The 22,795-nt window shown below is 65.9% G+C and carries 21 protein-coding genes; 16 read left to right on the top strand and 5 right to left on the bottom strand.

The window, feature by feature from the left end:
• The first annotated feature begins 62 nt into the window (after nt 1-62).
• From AC1PLA_RS03635 to AC1PLA_RS03645, 3 genes are all read left to right on the top strand, one after another.
• Nucleotides 63-374 carry a hypothetical protein gene (locus AC1PLA_RS03635; RefSeq protein WP_481105604.1) on the top strand — a complete coding sequence of 104 codons (312 nt, stop codon included), beginning with the start codon at nt 63-65 and terminating at the stop codon, nt 372-374.
• 67 nt (nt 375-441) lie between these two features.
• Nucleotides 442-2,535 (top strand): prolyl oligopeptidase family serine peptidase, encoded by a 2,094-nt coding sequence (locus AC1PLA_RS03640; protein ID WP_481105605.1) that lies wholly within the window; start codon nt 442-444, stop codon nt 2,533-2,535.
• 4 nt (nt 2,536-2,539) lie between these two features.
• On the top strand, nt 2,540-3,112 hold the full coding sequence (locus AC1PLA_RS03645) for a hypothetical protein (protein ID WP_244860157.1): 573 nt from the start codon (nt 2,540-2,542) through the stop codon (nt 3,110-3,112).
• Nucleotides 3,113-3,307: 195 nt separating this feature from the next.
• On the opposite strand, the gene AC1PLA_RS03650 is transcribed toward AC1PLA_RS03645, so the two are convergent.
• The gene (locus tag AC1PLA_RS03650; RefSeq protein ID WP_481105606.1) at nt 3,308-4,492 is read right to left on the bottom strand and encodes a pyridoxal phosphate-dependent aminotransferase; all 1,185 of its coding nucleotides are present in this window, start codon (nt 4,490-4,492) and stop codon (nt 3,308-3,310) included.
• Nucleotides 4,493-4,601: 109 nt separating this feature from the next.
• Between AC1PLA_RS03650 and AC1PLA_RS03655 the strand changes: the two genes are divergently transcribed.
• The 8 genes from AC1PLA_RS03655 (at nt 4,602) to hslU (ending at nt 12,522) form a co-directional block, all read left to right on the top strand.
• The gene (locus tag AC1PLA_RS03655) at nt 4,602-6,716 is read left to right on the top strand and encodes a S9 family peptidase (protein ID WP_481105607.1); all 2,115 of its coding nucleotides are present in this window, start codon (nt 4,602-4,604) and stop codon (nt 6,714-6,716) included.
• Between the two features lie 161 nt (nt 6,717-6,877).
• Nucleotides 6,878-7,276 (top strand): YbaN family protein, encoded by a 399-nt coding sequence (locus AC1PLA_RS03660; RefSeq protein WP_026064608.1) that lies wholly within the window; start codon nt 6,878-6,880, stop codon nt 7,274-7,276.
• 38 nt (nt 7,277-7,314) lie between these two features.
• Nucleotides 7,315-7,569 carry an LPS translocon maturation chaperone LptM gene (lptM, locus tag AC1PLA_RS03665; RefSeq protein ID WP_016903632.1) on the top strand — a complete coding sequence of 85 codons (255 nt, stop codon included), beginning with the start codon at nt 7,315-7,317 and terminating at the stop codon, nt 7,567-7,569.
• The gene (dapF, locus tag AC1PLA_RS03670) at nt 7,559-8,410 is read left to right on the top strand and encodes a diaminopimelate epimerase (protein ID WP_481105608.1); all 852 of its coding nucleotides are present in this window, start codon (nt 7,559-7,561) and stop codon (nt 8,408-8,410) included. The genes lptM and dapF overlap by 11 nt, the downstream gene beginning before the upstream one ends.
• Nucleotides 8,410-9,081, top strand: a complete 672-nt coding sequence (locus tag AC1PLA_RS03675; protein WP_167708387.1) for a DUF484 family protein — start codon at nt 8,410-8,412, stop codon at nt 9,079-9,081. Before dapF ends, AC1PLA_RS03675 begins: the two co-directional genes overlap by 1 nt.
• 78 nt (nt 9,082-9,159) lie before the next feature.
• Nucleotides 9,160-10,047, top strand: a complete 888-nt coding sequence (xerC, locus tag AC1PLA_RS03680) for a tyrosine recombinase XerC (protein ID WP_481105609.1) — start codon at nt 9,160-9,162, stop codon at nt 10,045-10,047.
• 446 nt (nt 10,048-10,493) lie between these two features.
• Nucleotides 10,494-11,045 (top strand): ATP-dependent protease subunit HslV, encoded by a 552-nt coding sequence (hslV, locus tag AC1PLA_RS03685; RefSeq protein ID WP_005997221.1) that lies wholly within the window; start codon nt 10,494-10,496, stop codon nt 11,043-11,045.
• Nucleotides 11,046-11,154: 109 nt separating this feature from the next.
• A complete protein-coding gene (hslU, locus tag AC1PLA_RS03690; RefSeq protein WP_024940232.1) occupies nt 11,155-12,522 on the top strand; it encodes an ATP-dependent protease ATPase subunit HslU in 1,368 nt (455 codons plus the stop codon).
• Between the two features lie 588 nt (nt 12,523-13,110).
• Here the strand turns inward: hslU and AC1PLA_RS03695 are convergent.
• Genes AC1PLA_RS03695 through AC1PLA_RS03710 form a run of 4 tightly spaced genes read right to left on the bottom strand, consistent with a single transcriptional unit; the run spans nt 13,111 to nt 16,824 of the window.
• Nucleotides 13,111-13,566 (bottom strand): nucleoside deaminase, encoded by a 456-nt coding sequence (locus AC1PLA_RS03695; RefSeq protein ID WP_024940233.1) that lies wholly within the window; start codon nt 13,564-13,566, stop codon nt 13,111-13,113.
• On the bottom strand, nt 13,563-14,063 hold the full coding sequence (locus AC1PLA_RS03700) for a GNAT family N-acetyltransferase (RefSeq protein ID WP_104575250.1): 501 nt from the start codon (nt 14,061-14,063) through the stop codon (nt 13,563-13,565). Before AC1PLA_RS03700 ends, AC1PLA_RS03695 begins: the two co-directional genes overlap by 4 nt.
• 26 nt (nt 14,064-14,089) lie before the next feature.
• The gene (locus AC1PLA_RS03705) at nt 14,090-15,178 is read right to left on the bottom strand and encodes an HlyD family secretion protein (RefSeq protein ID WP_039523380.1); all 1,089 of its coding nucleotides are present in this window, start codon (nt 15,176-15,178) and stop codon (nt 14,090-14,092) included.
• Nucleotides 15,175-16,824 (bottom strand): MFS transporter, encoded by a 1,650-nt coding sequence (locus tag AC1PLA_RS03710; protein ID WP_411758970.1) that lies wholly within the window; start codon nt 16,822-16,824, stop codon nt 15,175-15,177. The genes AC1PLA_RS03705 and AC1PLA_RS03710 overlap by 4 nt, the downstream gene beginning before the upstream one ends.
• Nucleotides 16,825-16,911: 87 nt before the next feature.
• Between AC1PLA_RS03710 and ubiE the strand changes: the two genes are divergently transcribed.
• From ubiE to AC1PLA_RS03735, 5 genes are all read left to right on the top strand, one after another.
• Complete coding sequence (ubiE, locus tag AC1PLA_RS03715; RefSeq protein ID WP_016903622.1) at nt 16,912-17,673, top strand: bifunctional demethylmenaquinone methyltransferase/2-methoxy-6-polyprenyl-1,4-benzoquinol methylase UbiE; 762 nt, start codon at nt 16,912-16,914, stop codon at nt 17,671-17,673.
• Between the two features lie 203 nt (nt 17,674-17,876).
• Entirely contained in the window at nt 17,877-18,767 is an 891-nt protein-coding gene (locus AC1PLA_RS03720) for a GGDEF domain-containing protein (RefSeq protein ID WP_024940237.1), read from the top strand.
• Nucleotides 18,768-19,004: 237 nt separating this feature from the next.
• Nucleotides 19,005-20,960 carry a M1 family metallopeptidase gene (locus tag AC1PLA_RS03725; protein WP_481106155.1) on the top strand — a complete coding sequence of 652 codons (1,956 nt, stop codon included), beginning with the start codon at nt 19,005-19,007 and terminating at the stop codon, nt 20,958-20,960.
• 252 nt (nt 20,961-21,212) lie between these two features.
• The gene (locus AC1PLA_RS03730; RefSeq protein ID WP_104561876.1) at nt 21,213-21,932 is read left to right on the top strand and encodes a hypothetical protein; all 720 of its coding nucleotides are present in this window, start codon (nt 21,213-21,215) and stop codon (nt 21,930-21,932) included.
• 142 nt (nt 21,933-22,074) lie between these two features.
• A complete protein-coding gene (locus AC1PLA_RS03735; RefSeq protein WP_481105610.1) occupies nt 22,075-22,698 on the top strand; it encodes an HAD family hydrolase in 624 nt (207 codons plus the stop codon).
• Nucleotides 22,699-22,795 lie beyond the last annotated feature (97 nt).

The raw sequence follows: 22,795 nt of genomic DNA on the forward strand, positions 1-22,795 counted from the left end.
GTGAGATGGGCGCAGGCAATCCTGCCGGCCTGTCCTGATCCTTCCTGCCACGGAGTGCCGCCATGTCGATTCGTCCTTCCCGTCGTTCCGAACGTCCCGACCCGCGCGTGCTGCGCCCGGTCCGGCAGATCGCCCTGGCCGGCCTGGCCCTGGTGCTGGTCTGGCCGGCCGCGCGCGGCCATAGCGAGTGGATCGGCTGGCTGCCGCTGTGGCTGGTCGGCATGCCGATGCTGGCCTGGTGGAGCCTGCACCGGTTCGCATTGCCGGCCCTGGTGCGGCCCGGTGCGCGGCGCGGCGCGCCACGTCGGCACGGGCCGCAGGCGCAACGCCGACGCAGCACTTCGCGTGCGGCGACACAGGCGCGCGCGGCCTGACCTTCGGCAGGGTCGGGCAGCGGAGGGCTATGCTACGTTCCCGGCGTTCGTTCTCCCGGAAACATTCATGTCCAAACTCGCCTCGATCTGCCTGGTTGCCGGTCTGATCACCGCTGGCGCCGTCTCTGCAGAGGAAACCGCCGTGTCCAACGATCCCTACGCCTGGCTGGAAGATGTTTCCGGCGCCAAGTCGCTGGACTGGGTCAAGGCCCAGAACGCCAAGACCGAGGCGCGCCTGGCCGCCACGCCGGCCTTCAAGCGGATGGAAACCAGCATCCGCGAAGTGCTGGATTCGGACGCGAAGATTCCCGGCGTGCAGAAGATCGGCGAGTACTACTACAACTTCTGGAAGGACAAGCAGCACGAGCGCGGCCTGTGGCGGCGCACCACGCTGGACGAATACCGCAAGCCGGCGCCCAAGTGGGAAACGGTGCTGGACCTGGATGCGCTCAACAAGGCCGAAGGCGAGAACTGGGTCTGGCACGGCGCCGACTGCCTGCGCCCGGATTACCAGCGCTGCCTGATCGCGCTGTCGCGCGGCGGCGCCGATGCCGATGTCACCCGTGAGTTCGACCTGGCCGGCAAGCAGTGGGTCAAGGACGGCTTCTTCCGTCCCGAATCCAAGGGCGGGCTGGGCTGGATCGACCAGGACACCGTCTACGTGTTCACCGATTTCGGTGCCGGCACGATGACCAGCTCCGGCTATCCGCGCATCGCCAAGCAGTGGAAGCGCGGCACTCCGCTCAGCGCCGCCACGGTGGTGTACGAGGGCAAGCCGACCGACATGTACATCGCCGCGATGCACGACGACACGCCCGGATTCGAGCGCGACTTCGTCAGCCGCACGCTGGCCTTCTACAACGAGGAGCTGTATCTCAAGGGCGCCGACGGCAAGCTGGTCAAGGTGGATGCGCCCAACTCGGCCAGCAAGTCGGTCAAGCGGCAATGGCTGACCCTGGAGCTGCGCGAACCCTGGACCGTGGCCGGCAAGACCTACAAGGCCGGCTCGCTGCTGGCGACGCGCTTTGATGACTTCATGGCCGGCAAGCGCAACTTCGATGTGCTGTTCGAGCCCACCGACAGCACCTCGCTGGCAGGTATCGCCTGGACGCGTTCGCACCTGGTGTTGAACGTGCTGGAAGACGTCAAGAACCGTCTGAGCGTGATCACGCCTGGGCAGGATGGCTGGAAGAAGAGCGCCTTCGTCGGTGCGCCGGCGTTCGGCACCGTCGACGTCAGCGCGGTGGACAGCGACGACAGCGACGCGCTGTGGTTGACCGTCACCGACTACCTGACTCCGACCACCTTGTCGTGGGTGGAGGTGGGCACTGCGCCGCAACCACTCAAGGCCATGCCGGCGTTCTTCGATGCCGGCAAGGACAGCATCGAGCAGCACTTTGCCACCAGCAAGGACGGTACCCGCGTGCCGTACTTCCTGGTGCGTCCCAAGGCGTTGAAGCTCGATGGCAGCGCGCCGACCCTGCTGTACGGCTATGGCGGTTTCGAGATTTCGATGACGCCCAATTATTCCGGCGGACTGGGCCGCGCATGGCTGGAAAAGGGCGGCGTCTACGTGGTGGCCAACATCCGCGGCGGTGGCGAATACGGCCCGCGCTGGCACCAGGCCGCGCTCAAGCAGAACCGCCATAAGGCCTATGAAGACATGGCTGCGGTGGCCAAGGACCTGGTGGCGCGCAAGATCACCTCGACCAGGCATCTGGGCGTGCAGGGCGGCAGCAATGGCGGCCTGATGACCGGCAACATGCTGACCCAGTATCCGGAGCTGTTCGGCGCGGTGGTGGTGCAGGTGCCGCTGCTGGACATGAAGCGCTACAGCCATCTGCTGGCCGGCGCCTCGTGGATGGCCGAGTACGGCAACCCGGACACCGACGACTGGAAGTTCATCCAGACCTTCTCGCCGTATCACCTGTTCGACCCGGGCAAGACCTATCCGCCGGTGATCTTCCTGACTTCCACGCGCGATGACCGCGTGCATCCAGGCCACGCGCGCAAGATGGCCGCCAAGATGATCGAGGCCGGCAAGGACGTGACCTACTACGAGAACATCGAAGGCGGCCACGGCGGCGCGGCCAACAACGCACAGGCCGCACACATGGCGGCGCTGGCCTACAGCTTCCTGTGGGAGCGGTTGGCGGATTGAGTTGATGCGCCGATACGGGCGCGCCGGCGATGGTCGGCGTGCCCATGTTGTTTTGGATGTTTTGCGATTGATTGATCTAGTCGGAGAGTGGTCGATGCTGGCGCTGATGGTTGCCTTGGCATTGAGCGGCTGTGCTGCTCAGGATGCGCACTATGTGCTGCGTGATCACCCCGACGTGCGTGCCGAATTCCATCAGGTCGCCAGCGGCCCACAGTGGCCATCACATTTGGCGTTGCGGTTGTACTCCACAAGCTCGGGCCGGGATGCGTGGTTTCTGCCATGGAATGGCGGCAGCGACGAAAGTCAGCATATGGCCTCGACGGCCGACGTCACTGCGCCGGGGTGGCATGCGCCAGACCCCGACGGCGGGCCGCGACCGTTGGGCGATGTCAGATATATTGGTACAGATGCGGACTATCGTGTCTTCAGCGAGGTGCCGCGCCTGGGCGCACCGGCACCAGCGCACTTTCTGTTGCCCGACCTGCGCGAAGCGGTGTGGTACCGGGCCGGGCCCGAGCAGCGATTGGACATTGCACGGCAATTCTTCGATCTGAATGGCTGCGCCGCGCAGAGGTGAGTGCTGACGCGCGTTGCGGTTGATCAGGAGCGCCGCGACACCTGGCCGTTTCCTTTTCTCGTCGGGAGAAGGTGCCCGAAGGGCGGATGAGGGTACGTGCGCACGTAGAAGAGATGCATTCCAGATGCAGTGAACCTATGGCCACAGCGAGGCGCTGATCGAAGAGATGCGCCGTGCGCACTGGCGCTGGTTCGATCAAAGACGTTGCAAGCCACGTGCAATCCGCTCCACCGCCTGCTCGAGGCGTGGCAGGCTTTGCGTATAGGCGATGCGGACGTGCTGATTGGCGCGATGGAAGCCGAAGTCGATGCCGGGGGTGAAGGCGACATGCTCGGTCTCCAGGAAGTGCGCGCAGAAGGCCTGGGCATCGTCCGAGAATGCGCTGATATCCGCGTACAGATAGAACGCACCCTGCGGTTCGACGGCGATGTTGAAGCCCAGTGCGCGCAGCGCGGGCAGCAGGTAATCGCGGCGCTGCTGGAACTCGGCACGGCGTGCTTCGAAGATGGCGATGCTCTCTGGCGTGAAACACGCAAGCGCTGCGTGCTGCGCAATGGTCGAGGCGCTGATGTAGAGGTTTTGCGCGAGTTTTTCCAGCTCGGGCACCGCCTCCGGCGGGGCGACCAGCCAGCCCAGGCGCCAGCCGGTCATGCCGAAGTACTTGGAAAAACTGTTCAGCACAAAGGCGCTGTCGTCCACTTCCAGCACGCTGTGCGCATCCATGCCGTAGGTCAGGCCGTGGTAGATCTCGTCCACCACCAGGTGGCCGCCGCGCGCATGCAGCGCCTGCGACAAGCCGGCCAGTTGCGCGCGCGACAGCACGCTGCCGGTGGGGTTTGCCGGCGAGGCGACCAGCGCGCCGACGCTGTCGGCGTTCCAGCAGGCATCGACCAGGCCTGGCGTCAGCTGGTAATCGGTGTCTGCGCCGACCGGCACCAGTTGCGCGGCGCCTTCGACCAGGCGCAGGAAATGCCGGTTGCACGGATAGCCGGGGTCGGCGAGCAGCCAGTGTTTGTCCGGGTCGACCAACAGGCTGCTGGCGAGCAGCAATGCGCCGGAGCCGCCCGGGGTCACCAGGATGCGTTCCGGATCGATAGCGCAGCCGTACCGCTGCGCGTAAAACCCGGCGATGGCGGCGCGCAGCGCGGGCAGGCCGCGGGCGGCCGTGTAGCGGGTGTGTCCGGCCGCCAGTGCGGCCTGTCCGGCCGCGACGATCGGTGCGGCGGTGGTGAAATCCGGTTCGCCGATCTCCAGGTGGATCACATCGTGGCCGGCCTGTTCCAGCGCATTGGCGCGCGCCAATAGCGCCATCACATGAAACGGCGCGATGTCCTGGCTGCGGCGGCTGTAGCGGGGAACGTTCGAATGTAGGGAGTCCATACCGAAGAGGATAGAGCAGCATGACCTCGGGCACATGACGCTCCCGGCCGGCCTCTTCCACACTCGGGCGCTGGGATGGCATTGCGTTCATCCAACGGACCCCAATCTGATGAAGCCTGTCCTCACCTTTCTGATCGCCAGCCTGATGACCACATCTGTTCCCTCCGCCTTCGCAGCTCTCCCGCCGCCACCGGACGTGGCCAAGCGTCCGCATGTGGTCAAGGCCCCGTTCGGCGCCACCCGCAACGACGACTACTACTGGCTGCGCGACGACAAGCGTGAGGACAAGGCGATGCTGGCCTATCTCAACGCCGAGAACGCCTACACCGACACGGTGATGGCGCCGCTCAAGCCGCTGGAAGACACGCTGTTTACCGAGATCGTCGGGCGCATCAAGCAGGACGACGCCAGCGTGCCGTATCGCGAGCGCGGCTACTGGTACTACACGCGCTTCGAGGCCGGCAAGGACTACCCGATCCAGGCGCGCCGCAAGGGCAGCATGGACGCGCCGGAACAGATCCTGCTCGACGTCAACCAGATGGCGCAGGGCAAGGGCTACTTCAGCGTCGGCGATGCGGAAGTGAGCCAGGACAATCGCATCCTGGCCTGGGCCGACGATGCGGTGGGCCGTCGCCAGTACACGATCCGTTTCAAGAATCTGGACACCGGCGAGATCTACCCCGATACGGTGGAAGGCGTGTCGGCCAACGTGGTCTGGGCCGACGACAACAAGACCCTGTTCTATGTCGAGAACGATCCGGAAACGCTGCTCACCGTGCGCGTGAAGAAACACGTGCTGGGCACGCCCTCCAAGGACGACGTGCTGGTCTACGAGGAGAAGGACGACAGCTTCTACATGGGCATCGGCCGTACCCGCGACGACAAGTACATCACCATCGGCGTGGAAAGCACGGTGTCGTCGGAGACGCGTTATGCGCCGGCCGACAATCCCGAGCGGTTCACCTTGCTGGCCAAGCGCGAGCGCGATGTCGAATATCACCCCGAGCATTTCGATGGCCGTTGGGTGATCCGCACCAATGCCGATGGCGCCAAGAATTTCAAGCTGGTGACCGCACCCACCGATGCGACCACGCGCAAGCAGTGGACCGACTGGGTGGCGCACGATGACAAGGTCTATATCGAAAACTTCGAGCTGTTCGACGGGTTTACCGCGATCGAAGAGCGCTCCGGCGGGCTGGAACGCGTACGCCTGCTCAAGGGTGATGGCAGTCATGAGTACGTCAAGGCGGATGAGCCTGCGTATTCGATGGGCCTGGCAGTCAATTCCGAGCCGGACACCGAGTGGTTGCGCTACAGCTACACCTCGTTGACCACGCCGGCGACCACCTACGAACTCAATACGCGGACCGGCGAGCGCAAGCTGCTCAAGCAGCAGCCGGTGATCGGTTATGACGCTGGCAAGTACGTGACTGAGCGCGTCTGGGTAACTGCGCGCGACGGCGTCAAGGTACCGGTGTCGCTGGTCTACAAGCGCGGCTTCAAGAAGGACGGCACTGCGGCGTTGTTCCAGTACGCCTACGGCAGCTACGGCATGTCGATGGACCCGGCGTTCAACCTGCCGGCGATCAGCCTGCTGGACCGTGGCGTGGTGTATGCCATCGCGCACATCCGCGGCGGCCAGGAGATGGGCCGCCAGTGGTACGACGACGGCAAGCTGCTGCACAAGAAGAACACCTTCACCGACTTCATCGACGTCACCCGCGGCCTGGTGGAGCAGGGCTATGCCGCCAAGGACCGCGTCGCCGCCTCCGGCGGCAGCGCCGGCGGGTTGCTGATGGGTGCAGTGGCCAATATGGCGCCGCAGGACTACCGCGTGATGGTCGCGCAGGTGCCGTTCGTCGACGTGGTCACCACCATGCTCGATGCCAGCATCCCGCTCACCACCAACGAATACGACGAGTGGGGCAACCCGGAAAAGAAGGCCTATTACGACTACATGCTGTCCTACTCCCCGTACGACAACGTGACCAGGCAGGCCTACCCGGCCCTGTTCGTCGGCACCGGCCTGTGGGATTCGCAGGTGCAGTACTGGGAGCCGGCCAAGTGGGTGGCCAAGCTACGCGACGACAACACCGGCACCCGGCCGATCGTGTTCCGCACCAACATGGAGGCCGGCCACGGCGGCAAGTCCGGCCGCTTCCGCCGTTACCGCGAACTCGCCGAGTCGTATGCGTTTGTGCTGGATCAGCTCGGGGCCAAGTAGTTGAGGGGCGGGGATTGGGGAGTCGGGATTGGGGATTCGTAAGCAGGACCCGCCCATCCCCGCGTGCAAACGTCCCCTCATCCGCCCTTCGGGCCCCTTCTTCCGGTGGGAGAAGGGGATGCCCGGACCATCTCGGCGCCCGCTGGCCGTATCATTTACCCATGACGCGACCGACTCGATTCCGCTGGGCCTGGTGGTTGCTGGCCTACGCCAGCCTGGCGACCGGCATCGTCGGTATCTTCGTGCCCGGCCTGCCGACGACCGTGTTCATCCTCATTTCCGCCTGGGCCGCCTCGCACGGCTCCGAGCGGCTGCACAACTGGCTGCTCTCGCACCCGCGCTTCGGCCCGGCGATCGTCGAGTGGCAGACCTATCGCGCGGTCAGCCGCAAGGCCAAGTGGATGGCCACGCTCACCATGACCGTCTGCGCCGGCATCATGCTGTGGTGCGTGCCGGTGTTCTGGGTCAAATGCCTGTCGATCGGCAGCATGGCGGTGGTGGCGATCTGGCTATGGCTGCGCCCCGAGCCGCCACCGCGCGCGTTGCCCAGCGCGCACTGAGCGCACGGCAGTCAGGGTGTTCTGGCTATACTTCGGCCATGAGCATCATGTCCCGACCGTCTGTTCGTCTCGCACTGGTTGGTGCGACCTTTGTCCTGCTTGCCGCCTGCGGCAACAAAGGCCCGCTGGTAATGCCGCAGAAGCCGGTGCCGGTGGAAGCCCAGCCCGTGCTGCAGCCGCCGGACGCGCCGCAACCGCTGGATGAGTCCTCGCCTGCGCCTGCGCCGGTGAACACCGATACGCAGCCCGCGCCCACCACCGACCAGCCCGCTAGCAGCGGCAATGAGCGCTGACGGCCGCAGCGGGCGTCTGCGTTTCACCAAAATGCATGGCGCCGGCAACGATTTCGTGGTGCTGGACCTGCGCGACGGCACGCCGCCGCCGGATGCCGCGCTGGCCGCACGCCTGGCCGACCGCCATTTCGGGGTGGGCTGCGACCAGATCCTGACCATCGAACCCCCGCGCAGCAGCGAGGCGGTGGCCGCCTACGGCATCTGGAATTCCGACGGCTCGGCCGCGCGCCAATGCGGCAATGGCGCGCGCTGTGTGGCGGCCTGGCTGGTGCGCGACGGCACCGCGCAGGGCGATGATTTCGTCATCGATAGCCCGTTCACCTCCCACCGCGTGCAGCGTCTGGACGCCGGCACTTACGCGGTGGCGATGGGCGTGCCGCAGTTCGAGCCCACGCAGATCCCGCTGGCCGGCTTTGCGCGTGCGCGCGAGGAATATGCGCTGCCGGTGCATGGCGAAACCGTGCGCTTTGGCGCGGTGTCCATGGGCAACCCGCATGCCGTGGTGGAAGTGGGGCGGGTGGACGCGGCGCCGGTGGAGCGCGTCGGCGGCCTGTTGCAGCAGAACGCCGCGTTTCCCGATTCGGTCAACGTCGGCTTTGTGCAGGTGGTCGACCCGACGCATGTGCGCCTGCGCGTGTTCGAGCGCGGCGCCGGCGAAACCCTGGCCTGCGGCAGCGGTGCATGCGCGGCGGCGGTGGTGCTGATGCAGCGCGGCCGTGTCGAGCGCGATGTGCAGGTGTCCTTGCCCGGCGGCGAGCTGCGCATCCGTTGGGCCGGCGAACAACAGGAAGTCGTGATGTCAGGCCCGGCCGTGTTCGTCTTCGATGGAGAGTGGAACTGATGAGCGAGAACACGGACAAATTCAGCGCGCACGAAGTGGCAACCTGGTTGCGGCGCCACCCGACCTTCCTCAAGCAGTTCCCGGATCTGGCGGTGAGTCTGCTGGTGCCGCGCGACGACGGCCCCACCGCCTCGCTGGCCACCTATCAGCTGGAAGTGCTGCGCGACAAGAACCGCGAGCTGTCGCGGCGCCTGCACGAGCTTGGCCACAATGCGCAGGACAACGAGCGCCTAGCGGTACGCACGCATCAACTGACCCTGGCGCTGATGCGCCAGACCAGCGCGGCCGACACGCTCAAGGCGATGGCCGCCTCGCTGGCGGAAGATTTCAATGGCGAACTGGTGCGGCTGGTGTTGCTCAAGCCGGTCGCTGGCCTGGAGGCCGACTGGCTGCAGGTCATCGCCGCCGATGATGCACGGCTTGCCCCGTTCCGCGACTGCCTGAGCGACGGCGAGCCGATCTGCGGCCGCCTGCAGACGGAAAAACACGCGCTGCTGTACGCCGACCAGGCTGCCAACGTGCAATCCACCGCGCTGCTGCCGTTGCCCGGCATCGGCCTGATTGCAGTCGGCAGCAGCGACGCCAACCGTTTCTATCCCGGCATGGGCACCTTGTTCCTGCGCATGATGGGCGAGTCCCTGGGCGTGGCCTTGCAGCGCTTCGACACATGATGCGCCGTGCAGGGTGCGCCGATGCGTGCAGCCTGCGCTGGATGGCCGCACCGATGGTGCGGCAGCGGGGAGTCTGAGGTGGCGTCGGTCGACGATTTCCTGGCGTATCTGCAGGTCGAGCGGCAGGTGTCTGCGCATACGCTGGATGCCTACCAGCGCGATCTTGCTGCGTTGGTGAGCTGGGCCGGCGAACAGGCCATCGACGATGTGGCGCAGCTCGATAGCGCACAGTTGCGGCAGTTCGTTGCGGCCGAGCACCGGCGCGGGTTGTCGCCCAAGAGCCTGCAGCGTCGTCTGTCGGCATGCCGCAGTTACTACGCCTGGTTGCTCAAGCATGGCCGCATTGCCGCAAGTCCGGCGGCGGCGCTGCGTGCGCCCAAGGCGCCACGTAAATTGCCGCAGGTGCTCGATGCCGATGAAGCGGTGCGTCTGGTCGAGGTGCCGACCGACGCGCCGCTGGGCCTGCGCGATCGCGCCTTGCTGGAGCTGTTCTATTCGTCCGGTCTGCGCCTGAGCGAGCTCTGCGCGCTGCGCTGGCGCGACCTGGATCTGGACAGCGGTTTGGTGATGGTGCTCGGCAAGGGCGGCAAGCAGCGCCTGGTGCCGGTGGGTTCGCATGCGATCAGCGCGCTGCGCGACTGGCTGCGCGACAGCGGCGGGCGGGCCGACACGCATGTATTCCCCGGCCGCGCCGGCGGTGCGATTTCGCAACGTGCAGTGCAGATCCGCATCAAGCAACTGGCGGTGCGCCAGGGCATGTTCAAGGACGTGCATCCGCATATGCTGCGGCACAGCTTTGCCAGCCACATCCTTGAATCCTCCGGCGACCTGCGCGGCGTGCAGGAATTGCTTGGTCATTCGGACATCGCCACCACGCAGATCTATACGCATCTGGATTTCCAGCATCTGGCCAAGGTCTACGACGCCGCGCATCCGCGCGCCAGGCGCAAGAAAGCTGCTGAGTGAGTGGTGCGGCGTGTGTTGCGCTTGGCGGTTAAACACTTCTCTGAAGTACCGCCGCGTGCGAATCGCAGCTCTTGAGCCGCTCTCGCATTGGGAGAGGGGCTAGAGCGCAGGCATCGGCGCTTGTATGCGCATCCATGCGCGAGCCTGAGTGGTTATTCGGGCCGGAGCGTTTCTTGCAGTGATGCGCATATGACGGCCGCGTACTGCGGTGACAGGGTTTCGCAGCAGCGTCTCCGCGCCGGCGACGATCACCCGGTTCATCCCGAAGCGCACACCACGCTCCCAATCGTTCTTGTGTGCGGCTGCTTAATGCCTGCGTGCCGGTAGCACACACGCATGCTGTCTGCCGTCTGAGCGCGCTGCATCAGCCGCCCGCGCCACATGCGCGCAGCATGCTTGAACCCGGCAGGGGCGTCCCCACCTCATTGGAAACCCCCGGAGGACCCATGGACCCCAGCCAGAACCCCAACATCGTTCACGCCACCACCATCATTTCGGTTCGGCGTGGTGGGCATGTCGCCGTTGCCGGCGATGGCCAGGTCACCCTCGGCCACACCGTCATGAAGGGCAATGCACGCAAGGTGCGCCGGCTCGGTCGCGAGGGCCAGGTGCTGGCCGGTTTCGCCGGCGCCGCCGCCGATGCGTTCACGCTGTTCGAGCTGTTCGAAGCCAAGCTCGACAAGCATGGGCAACTGACGCGTGCCGCCGTGGAGCTGGCCAAGGATTGGCGCACCGAGCGCCGCCTGGGCAAGCTTGAAGCGCTGCTCGCGGTCGCCGACAAGGAAACCTCGTTGATCATCAGCGGGACTGGCGATGTGATCGAACCGGAAGACGGCATCATCGCCATCGGTTCGGGCGGTTCGTACGCCCTGTCGGCCGCCCGCGCGCTGCTCGCGCACACCGAACTCGATGCCAAGACCATCGCCACCGAAGCGATCAACATCGCCGGTGATATCTGCATTTATACCAATCGCAATGTGGTGGTCGAAGAGCTGTGAATCGGGAGTGGGGAATCGGGAATCGCAACAGCGGTTTTGGTTCCACTCCGACGACATAGGTTCTTGATTTCGCGCTTGCGATTCCCCTTTCCCCATTCTCGATTCCCCAATGCCAAATTCCGATACTTCAACCATGACTCCGCGCGAAATCGTGCAGGAGCTCGACCGTCATATCGTTGGCCAGCACGATGCCAAGCGTGCGGTTGCCATCGCGCTGCGTAACCGCTGGCGCCGCATGCAGCTGCCCGAAGAGCTGCGCAACGAGGTGATGCCCAAGAACATCCTGATGATCGGCCCGACCGGCGTCGGCAAGACCGAGATCGCGCGGCGCCTGGCCACCTTGGCCAATGCGCCGTTCGTCAAGGTCGAAGCCACGCGCTTTACCGAGGTCGGCTATGTCGGCAAGGATGTGGAACAGATCATCCGCGACCTGGCCGACACCTCGGTCAAGCTGTATCGCGAGCAGGCCAAGGTGCGCGTGCGCAACCAGGCCGAAGAACGCGCCGAAGACCGCCTCCTGGATGCGCTGCTGCCACGCCGCGCGGCCGGGATCGGGTTCGATCCGGAAGCGGCGCGCAACGAGCCCTCGGCGCAGGACAACGACACCCGCATCAAGTTCCGCCGCATGCTGCGCAGCGGCGAACTGGACGAGCGCGAGATCGAGCTGGAAGTGGCGGTCAACGCCAGCATGGACATCATGACCCCGCCGGGCATGGAGGAAATGGGCCAGCAGCTGCGGCAGATGTTCTCCAACCTGGGCAGCGGCAAGTCGCAGAAGCGCAAGCTCACCATCAAGGCCGCGCGCCCGCTGCTGATCGAAGAAGAAGCCGGCAAGCTGGTCAACGAAGACGACGTACGTGCCGCGGCGATCGAAGCCTGCGAGCAGCACGGCATCGTGTTCATCGATGAGATCGACAAGGTCGCCAAGCGTGGCGAAGCCGGCTCCAATGGCGGCGATGTCAGTCGCGAGGGCGTGCAGCGCGATCTGTTGCCGCTGGTGGAAGGCTCCAACGTGTCGACCAAGTACGGCACGGTCAAGACCGACCATATCCTGTTCATCGCCTCCGGCGCGTTCCATCTGGCCAAGCCCAGCGATCTGATTCCCGAATTGCAGGGCCGTTTTCCGATCCGTGTCGAATTGACCGCGCTGACCAAGGCCGATTTCGTGCGCATCCTTACCGAACCCAAGGCGGCGTTGATCAAGCAGTACGAAGCCCTGCTGCAGACCGAGGGCGTGCGCCTGACCTTCGGCGCCGATGCGGTGGAGCGCCTTGCCGAGATTGCCGCGCAGGTCAACGAGCGACAGGAAAACATCGGTGCGCGCCGCCTGCACACGGTGCTGGAGCGCCTGCTCGATGTGCTGAGTTATGAGGCGCCGGATCGCGACGGCCAGAGCGTCACGGTCGATGCGGCCTATGTCGATGCGCAGCTCGGCGAACTGGTGCAGGACCCGGACCTGAGCCGCTATATCCTCTGATCGCAGTGCAGCTGCGTGCAGGTGCCAACGGTCATCAGGCCGGTGTGGACGCAACCGGAACCGGCGTGTACGCGTTGGACATGCCGATTCCGATTTTGACCGCGCTCGCCTGGCGGTGAGCACAGTGGTTTTGTGGGCCGCATTTTCCCGGATGCAGTCAAACGCTGAGCTGGTCGAGGGCGCGATGCCCTGACCGCTCGCGGGACACGCCGTGAACCCGTCCCTGGGGGCTCCTTGACGGCGTCCATGCCGCCAAGGGTCCCGCAAGCGGCGAGGGCACCGCACTAGAGAGTTGGTCGATGGCCGCGTGAAGAGCTGTTTGCCGAAACGTGTGTCGGACTTCGAGCCGGCGCATCAGGATCAACGGCGTGCATCACGCAGGGCCCTTACTGCTCTTAAGCAAGCACACCGACCATCTCGACTTGGTCCTTGCCCGCCCACCGTCGCGGGACCTTACGCGGCATGGATGCCGCGTAAGAGCCTACACGGACGTACTTGCGGCGTGTCCGGCGATGGTGGGCGGGCAAGGGCCTCGCGGCCAAGCCGCAGATCAAGCGCTCTGCAGCCAAACCGCTGCACCCGAACCGCTCAGTCCTCGCCGATATCCTCGTTCCACACGTCGGGGTTGGCCGAGATATAGCCGCCCAGCAGGTCGATGCATTCCTGGCTCTGCAGGTCGATGACAGTGACGCCGTGCTCGCGCAGCCAGGCCACGCCGCCCTGGAAAGTGACCGACTCGCCGACCACTACGGTGCCGATATTGAACTGGCGCACCAGCCCGCTGCAGTACCAGCACGGCGCCAGCGTGGTGACCATGATGGTGTCCTTGTAGCGACGCTGCCGGCCGGCCTTGCGGAAGGCATCGGTCTCGCCGTGCACGGAAGGATCGTTTTCCTGCACGCGGCGGTTGTGGCCGCAACCGAGCAGGCGTCCGTCGTTGTGGTACAGCGCCGCGCCGATCGGGATGCCGCCTTCGGCCAGGCCCTGGCGGGCTTCGGCAATGGCGGTGTCGAGCAGTGCGCGGTAGTCGGGGGTGGTGATCATGCAGGCTCCTGGGTGGCGGCGTCGGCGCGACGCAGCATGTCGATGTGGGGAATGCCGTCTTCCAGATACGGTGCGGACGAGGGCGTAAAACCATGTGCGGCGTAGAACGCCTGCAGGTGCGCCTGCGCGCCGAGTTGCACGGCGCTGGCGGGCCACTGCCGGTGCACCAGCCGCAAGCCTTCCCGCAGTAATGCGTGTGCGAAGCCGTGGCCGCGCTGCGTGGCGGCAATCACTACCCGGCCGATGCTCGGCTCGGGGTAACTCACACCGGGCGGTAGTACGCGCAGATAGGCGGCCAACGCACCGTCGTCGGTGCTACCGAGCAGATGCAGCACACCCGGCAGGCTGTCCTTGCCATCCAGCTCCGGATACGCGCACTGCTGCTCCACCACGAACACATCCGAGCGCAGCCGCAGCAGCGCGTACAACTGCGTGGTGCTCAGTTGGTCGAAGCGCAGGCACTGCCAGTGCAGCGAGGATGGGGACAGGGACGACATCACCGCATGATAGCGGCTGCGTCGCGTCAGTCGACCGCGCTGTCAGTGTCGATCGCCACCACCACCGACATGCCCGGGCGCAGCCGCGGTGCCAGCGCCTGGTCCGGATCGACGCTGATGCGCAGCGGAATGCGCTGGGCAATCTTGACGAAGTTGCCGGTGGCGTTGTCGGCCGGCAATACGCTGAATTCCGAGCCGGCGGCCGGGGAGATTTCCTGCACACGGCCGTGCAAGCGCGCATTGTCCAGCGCATCCACGGTGAAGCTGGCGCGCTGCCCGATGCGGATCTTGGCCATCTGGGTTTCCTTGAAATTGGCCACGATCCACAGCGTGTCCGGCACCAGCGACATCAGCTGCGTGCCATTGGTGACGTAGGCACCCTGACGCACGCCGAGCTGGCCGAGCTGGCCATCGCGCGGGGCCAGGATGCGCGTGTTGTCCAGATTGATCTGCGCCAGTTGCACGGCTGCCTGCGCATTGGCCACCGCCGCTTCCAGCGCGGCGCGATTGACGGTGACACTTCGTGCGTTTTCCTCGGCGGCCTGCACGGCGGCGCGCGCCTGTGCCACGCCGGCATCGGCCTGCGCACGTGCGGCGAAGGCAGTGTCGCGATCCTGTTCGGATACCAGTTTCTGCTCGGCCAGCTGCTGTGCGCGTGCATACGCCGAGCGGGTACGGTCGCGCTGGGCCTGGTTGCTGCTCAGTGCGGCGCGTTGTTCGGCGATGGTGGCATCGGCGCTATGCCGCTGCTGGTCCCAGTTGGACAGGTTGGCCTGCGCGGTCTGCAGCTGCGCCCTGGCCTGTTCGAGCTGCTGGGCATAGATGCGGTCATCGATCCTGGCCAGCAACTGGCCGTGTTTGACGTGGGCGAAGTCCTGCACCGGCACCTCGGTGACATAGCCGCTGACCTGCGGCGCGATCACCGTGATCTGACCATGCACCATCGCGTTCTCGGTGCGCTCGACGGCGCTGACGAACGGCGGCAGGCGCCATGCATACAGCACCAGTGCGACGCCGAGCAGGGCCAGCCCGCCGAAGCCGATCACGCCACCGATGCGGCGCCGCCTGCGACGTTGCAGATCGGCAGGAGAGGTTGAAGCTGCAGGTGTATTCATGGGCGCGCGGTGGAAGCAGGAGAGGGGGACGAAGCGGGTGGGCGCAGATAACGCCGCCACACCAGCACGGACAGGATCCATAGCCCGGTGGCGATGGCGATGCAGCCGATCAACAGGAACACGTCGTTATAGGCAAGCACATTGGCTTCGCGCGTGGCCACGCTGCCCAGGGCGCGCACGCCCTGGGCCTGCCGCAGCGCCGGGTCGCCGATGCTGCGGCCGTACAGCGCGGCATAGGCCTGCACACGCGCGGCCACTTGCGGGTCGGTCAATGCCAGATGTTCGACCAGCTGGCTGGAATGGTATTTCTCGCGCACGACCTGCACGGTGCCGAGCAGCGCGCTGCCGAGCAGGCCGCCCATGTTCTGTGCCATGCCGAACAGCACGATGAAGCTGATCAGGTTGCCCGGCTGCGCGATGACCCGACCCAGCCCAGCCACCATCGCCGGGCCGATGAAGAAGGTGCTGCCAAAGGCGAGCAGGAACTGGCTGACGTACATCTGCTCCGGACGGGTGAGGCTGGTGGCATCGGCATCCATGAAACAGCCGATGCAGATCGCCGCCACCGCAATGATCAGATGCTCGGCCACCCGCGCCGGATTGATCAGCCACGCGCTGGCGGCCACGCCGACCACTGCGCCCAGCAACATCAGCGCGAACAGGGTCTGCAGCTGCGTGTTGGCCAGCCCCAGGGTCTGGAAGAAGCCGATCGCGCCGGTGCTCTGCTCGGACAGCACCAGCCGGATCAGCAGGATCGCCAGGCCCAGCCGCAGCATGTCGCCACTGGCCAGCCAGCGCGTATTGATCATCGGGTTGCGGCGGTTGTGCTCGATCCACGCCGCCGTGCACAGCAGCACGATGGAGGCCGCCAGCACCACGCCCAGCCACGGCGTGCTGGTCCACCAAAGCAGCCGCCCCAGCGACAGCACCGCCGCCAGCCCGGCCGAACCGGCCGCGAACAGGCTGAAGGTGAGGAAATCCAATGGCTCGAACACCCGATAGCGGTCGCTGGGCGGCAGCTTGAGCGCCAGCACGCAGGCCAGCGCGAACACCGCCAGGCCCAGTTCGAACAGGTACAGGCCCTGCCACTGTGCAAATTCCAGCAGATCGGTGGAGAACACCCGCGCCAATGGCAGCGCCAGCTGGGTCACCCCCAGCCCGGTCACCACCGCCTTGAGCCGGTACCTGGCCGGGAACGCCTGGATAACGTAATACAGCCCCAGCGAGCTGAGCGCGGCGCCCACCAATCCGTGCGCGGCACGCACGGTGATCGCCGAGCTCAGGCTGTGCACGAACAGATGCGCGAAGGCGATGACCGCATACAGCGCCAGGAAGATCTCGGTGAAGCGCCGCAGCCCGAACTGCTGGCGGAACTTCACCAGCAGCAGGTTGGCCGACATGTTGGTCATCACGTAGGCGGCCGGCAGCCAGGCCATTTCAGTGGCGTAGGCGCCCAGCGTGCCCTGCAGATAGGTCAGGTTGGCGGTGACCAGCGCATTGCTCAACCCGCCGGTCAGCGCCACCACCACGCCCACCAGCCCGTACTGGATGCGGCGCCGGGTGGAGTGCAGGGGGGTGGAGGCCGACCCGGGCAGGGTGGGCTTCTCGTGGGGCTGCCAGTCGCGCTGGACGTACTTGTCGTGCACGCAGGGCTCGCAGGGCCGGTCGCAGGGAAGGCAGCGATTGTGGTCCGGTTGCGGTCATGGCGGCGTCAGCAGTGCGATAATCCGCCCATGAGCGAATCCCCCTATACCTCCGGTACCACCCATTTCGGCTTCCGCGACGTCGCTGCCAAGGACAAGCAGAAGCTGGTCGGCGAAGTGTTCACCTCGGTCGCGCGCAACTACGACCTGATGAACGATCTGATGAGTCTGGGCGTGCACCGCGCATGGAAACGCTACTTCGTGGCGACCGCGCAGGTGAAGCCGGGCGACCGTGTGCTGGACCTGGCCGGCGGTACCGGCGACATCGCCGTGCTGCTCAAGGAGCGCGTCGGCAACGAGGGCGCGGTGGTGCTGGGCGACATCAACGCCGGCATGCTGTCGGTGGGCCGCGACCGGCTCACCAACCGCGGCCTGGTGGCCGGCTTCGATTACGTGCAATGCAATGCCGAGGCGCTGCCGTTCCCGGATCAGAGCTTCGATCTGGTGACCATTTCCTTCGGCCTGCGCAATGTCACCGACAAGGACGCCGCGCTGCGCGAGATGTACCGCGTGTTGAAGGTGGGCGGGCAGGCGCGTGTGCTGGAATTTTCCGAGGTCACCGCCGACTGGTTCAAGCCGATCTACGACTTCCACTCGTTCAAGATCCTGCCCAGGCTGGGCCAGCTGTTCGCGCGCGACGCCGACAGCTACCAGTACCTGGCAGAAAGCATCCGCAAGCACCCGCCGCAGGAATCGCTCAAGGGCATGATGGGCGAGGCCGGATTTGCGCGTTGCCACTACAAGAACCTGACCGGCGGCATCGTGGCGATCCACTCCGGCTACAAGATCTGAACCGGATCCGACGCAGCGTGATCTGAGCGTCCGGTCCGGCGCGCAGCTTGCGCCGGACATCGCACGAGCAGGCCACGCTCGTGTCCGCTTGCCGCACGATTGCACTATGCGCAGGTGCGTTTGCCGACAAACTTTTGAGACTCCCGTCGCGTCGGCTCCACCAACGGTCGGCGACACTAGGCGCTCTTTTGCCGGAGACGTGGATGCGCTTGTACGCAGGGTTGTCGCGCGTGTTTCCCCGCTCCTTCAGCGCCAAGCTGCTGGCGGTGACCTTTGTCGGCATCCACCTGCCGTTGCTGTTGTTGATCGCCTGGCTGGCCGCGCAAAGCGAGTTGAGCGGGCGCCCGCTGTGGTCGGTGGTGATCGTGGCGCTGCTGGCCACACTGGCTGGCACCGCGGCGACCCTGTCGGCCCTGTATCGCCTGCTCGCACCGCTGCGCATCGCCGCCGACGCACTGGATGCGTATTACGCCGATCAACGTCTGCCCAGCCTGCCCGAACATGGCGACGACGAACTGGGGCGGTTGCTGCGTGGCATCAATCGCAGCCTGCGCGGCATCGATGCAGGCATGCGCGATCTCAAGAAGCACGCCTTGTTCGACCCGCTGACCGAGGCCTTGAACCGGCGTGGCTGCGAACAGGCGATGCGCGATTCGGTCACCGCCGCGCAGCGCGAAGGCTGGCCGTTCGTGCTGTTCGTGCTGGACATGGACAACCTCAAGCCGATCAACGACCGCTTCGGCCATCTGGCCGGCGATCGCGTGCTGGTGCGGCTGGTGGAATCGGCCTACGGCTGGCTGGGCGCACAGGACTGGATCGGGCGCTGGGGCGGCGACGAGTTCCTGATCGGCGTGCATGCCAGCGAGGACGACGCCACGCTCAAGCTCAATCAATGGCTGTCGATGCTCGAACGCGAGGATGCCGACGAGGCGCCGCTGCATGTGAGCGCCGGCAGCGCGGTGTGCGAGCGTGGCCTGGATGCCACCGAGCTGTATCGCCGCGCCGATGCGGCGATGTATCGCGCCAAGTTCTCCGGTGGCCGGCGTCTGGTACGCGACGGGCATGACAGCCCGCGCAGCCATCCGGTGGTCTAGGCGATCCGGCAATCACCTGGCGGCCGGGCCGCGGGCGGGTGCACGCTAGGCACGGGTAGCCTGAGTTACGCCATTAACGCGGTTACTGCGTAAGGTTCGCGCCGATGCGGCCAGCGACATGCACGGTGTCCCCAGCCGGCGCGGGTTGAGCGTCCGGCACGGGCTCGCCATCAGCCGCACGGGCAGGCAACGGCCCGGGGCGTTAAAATGCCCAATTCCCTCGCTGCGGTGCCGTCGATGCGCTTCCCGTTCCTGTCGCTGTCCCTGGCCGTGTCCATCGCGCTGGCCGGCTGTTCCAACGAGTCCACGCCGCCGGCGGCCAGCACCGCTGCGCCGGCCACTACTGCCAAGGCCCCCGTGAAAGCAGACGCCCGCAACCACGACGAAAGCTCCTACGCCCAGCCGCAGCTGGTGGTCATCAAGGATCTGGCGCTGGACCTGAAGCTGGATTTCGACGCCAAGCAGATCGGCGGCACCGCCACCTACACGCTGGACTGGAAGGACAAGGCCGCCAAGCAGCTGGTGCTGGATACGCGCGAGCTCAGCATCGCCCAGGTGCAGGCCGACGATGGCAAGGGCACGCTGTCGCCACTGCAGTTCGCGCTGGCGCCGGCCGACAAGACCTTCGGCAGCAAGCTCACCATCGAAACCCCCAACCAGCCGGCCAAGGTCGTCATCACCTACCACACCGCGCCCACCGCATCGGGCCTGCAGTGGTTGGAGCCGGCGATGACCGAAGGCAAGCAACTGCCTTTCATGTTCAGCCAGTCGCAGGCAATCCATGCGCGCAGCTGGGTGCCGCTGCAGGACACCCCGAGCGTGCGCTTCACCTATAGCGCGCATGTGACCTCGCGCCCGGACGTGATGGTGCTGATGAGCGCCGACAACGACCCCAAGGCCGCGCGCGACGGCGACTACAGCTTCAAGATGCCCGAGCCGATTCCCTCGTATTTGCTGGCGATCGCTGCCGGCGACGTGGTGTTCAAGCCGATCTCCACGCGCTCGGGCGTGTGGGCCGAGCCGAGCATGGCCGACAAGGCTGCGAAGGAATTCGAAGACACCGAGAAGATGATCGGTGCCGCCGAAAAACTCTACGGCCCGTATCGCTGGGGCCGTTACGACATGCTGGTGCTGCCGCCGTCGTTCCCGTTCGGCGGCATGGAGAATCCGCGCCTGACCTTCGCCACGCCCACCGTGATCGTCGGCGACAAGTCGCTGGTCTCGCTGGTCGCGCACGAACTGGCGCATAGCTGGTCGGGCAACCTGGTGACCAATGCCAGCTGGAAGGACATCTGGCTCAACGAAGGCTTCACCACCTACGTGCAGGCCCGCATCACCGAGGCGCTGTATGGCGCGGAGATGGCCGAGATGGAGCGCGAGATCGACCAGGGCGACCTGCTGGCCGAAGTGAAGGGCATGGCGCCGGCCGACCAGGCGCTGGCGCTGCCGCCGCTGGCCGAGCGCGACCCCGACGAAGCCCTGAGCCAGGTGGCCTACGTCAAGGGCGCGTGGTTCCTGCAGTTCCTGGAGCAGCGCTTCGGCCGCGAGGTGTTCGACCCGTTCCTGCGCGGCTGGTTCGACGATCATGCGTTCCAGAGCGCCACCACCGACCAGTTCGTCGATTACCTCAACAAGAACCTGCTGGATAAGCATCCCAACACGGTCAGTGCGGCCGAGGTGGATGCGTGGCTGAAGCAGCCAGGCATCCCGGCCTTCGCCGCCAAGGCACGCTCGCGCAGCTTCTCGATCGTGGACACCGCGCGCATCGCCTGGAGCGGCAGCGGCACGCTGCCGAGCAAGCAGGTCACCGGCGAATGGGGCACGCAGGAATGGGTGCACTTCCTCAGCGGCATGGGCGCCACGCTCAAGCCCGAGCAGCTCAAGCAACTGGATGAGGCCTACCACTTCACCGGCACCCCGAACGGCGAAATCGCCATGCGCTGGTATCCGCTGGCGATCCGCAGCGGTTACACCGATGCGCGCCCCGCTGCAGGCGAGTTCATCGAACGCGTCGGCCGCCGCAAGCTGGTACTGCCGATCTACGCCGAGTTGTTGAAGACCCCGGACGGCATCGCCTTCGCCGAGCAGGCCTTCGAAAAGGCCAAGCCCAGCTACCACCCGATCACCACCGCATCGGTGGCCGAGATGATCGCCAAGGCCAAGGCGGCACCGCCGGCGCAGCCGCAGCCGTAATGGCAGGGGAGGGCGTTGCAGACGCCCTCCCGCCGCTTTCCATTGCTGCATCGTGCGGGCGGCACCGTGCCCTTGCGCTAGCACCGTGCCCGGCAATCGCCGTCGTAGGAGCGCACCCGGGCGCGACGTGGCGTTACCGGGAATGCTCCATCGCGCCCGGGTGCGCTCCTACGCTGTGTGGCCGTTTGATCGCGGCTGTCGTGGGCAGGCTGGTATCGTTGCCGTTGCCTTTCATGCCTTCCGGAGTCGACGATGAAATATCTGCTGAGCGCGGCCTTGTGCGTCGCTGCAGTGAGTGGCTGTACCGACCGCGAGGCGCAGCGTCAGGCGCAGGCAAGCGCGCAGGCGCAAGCCAAGCAACAGCAGGCCGACGCACTCGCCAAGCAATACGACGAGGCGGTGAAGGCCGGTAACTGGGACATGGCACGCGCGCATGGCGCCGCACTGCTGGAAGGCTACGCCGGCACCGCTGCGGCCACACGCATCGAACCTGGCTATGCCGACATCAAGGCCAAGGGCGACCAGGCGCGCGAACTGCGCCGCATGCAGGCGTTGTGGCAGTACTCGCAGGTGCCGGCCAAGGGCGGCACGCAGCGCTCGGCGATGATCGATGCCAAGAGCCGCGTGGATGTCGACGGCAGCGGCCCCAAGCCGGTGAGCCTGGTGTTCCGTGATCACCCGCAATGGAAGCGTCACAGCTATCTCGTGCTCAAGGCCGGCGACTTCAATTGCTATGGCGGCTGCAAGGTGCAGGTCTCGGCAGATGGTGGCGCACCACGCCCGATGGCCGCACACCGCCCCGACACCGATGAAGCGATCGCGATGTTCATCGACGACGACAAGGCGCTGTGGAAGCTGGTGCGCAATGCCAAGCGCATCAGCATCGCGTTCCCGGTCAAGGCCGGCGGCACGCGCACGGCAGAGTTCGAAGTGGGTGGCCTGGATACCACCCAGATGCCGGGCTGGAAGTAGGCGCACCGCCCTTGCACGGCACCAGCTGCGCAGTCGGCGTACGGCATCGGCATGAGGTGCCGGTCCATTCGGGTGCGTGCGCGATATGCGTTCCCTGACGGCTTGCGGCGTTGCCTCAACCATCTCTGGAGTCTCCTCACGTATGGATGCCATGGCCATCACACAGATCTCGCCCGCGTTGTCCGGTTACCGCCATTGGGTGTTCGACATGGACGGCACGCTGACCGAAGCGGTGCATGATTTCGAATTGATCCGACGCGCGTTGGAGATCCCGCCCGAGGCGGACATCCTGCACCACCTGGCATCACTGCCGGCCGAGCAGGCCGCAGCCAAACACGCCTGGTTGCTTGAGCACGAGCGTGAACTCGCACAGGCCGCACAGCCCGCACCTGGTGCAGTGGCGCTGGTGCGTGCGTTGCAGACAGCCGGATGCCGGCTCGGCATGCTCACCCGCAATGCGCGCGCATTGGCGCAGGTGACATTGCAGGCGATCGGCCTGCACGATGCATTCGCCTGGGACGACATCGTCGGCCGCGATGAGGCCGCCCCCAAACCCGCACCCGATGGCTTGCAGTATTTTGCGCAACGCTGGGCGGTGGAGGGCACAGCACTGGTCATGGTCGGCGATCACCACAACGACCTGGCCTGCGGCCGTGCAGTCGGTGCCTGCACCGTGCTGGTCAACACACCCGGCGATCCATGGCCCGGCCTTGCCGACTGGCGATTGCAGGATTGCACGCAGTTGCTGGCGCACTGGAACCGCTAGCGTGAGCTTTGGCGAGTAGGCCAGGCGCGCGAAGCACGGAGTGCGATGTGTGGCTGGCCGCGTGTTGTTGGATAACGCTGGCGATCAGGACACCGTT

The sequence above is a fragment of the Xanthomonas sp. NCPPB 1826 genome (genome assembly GCF_056725285.1).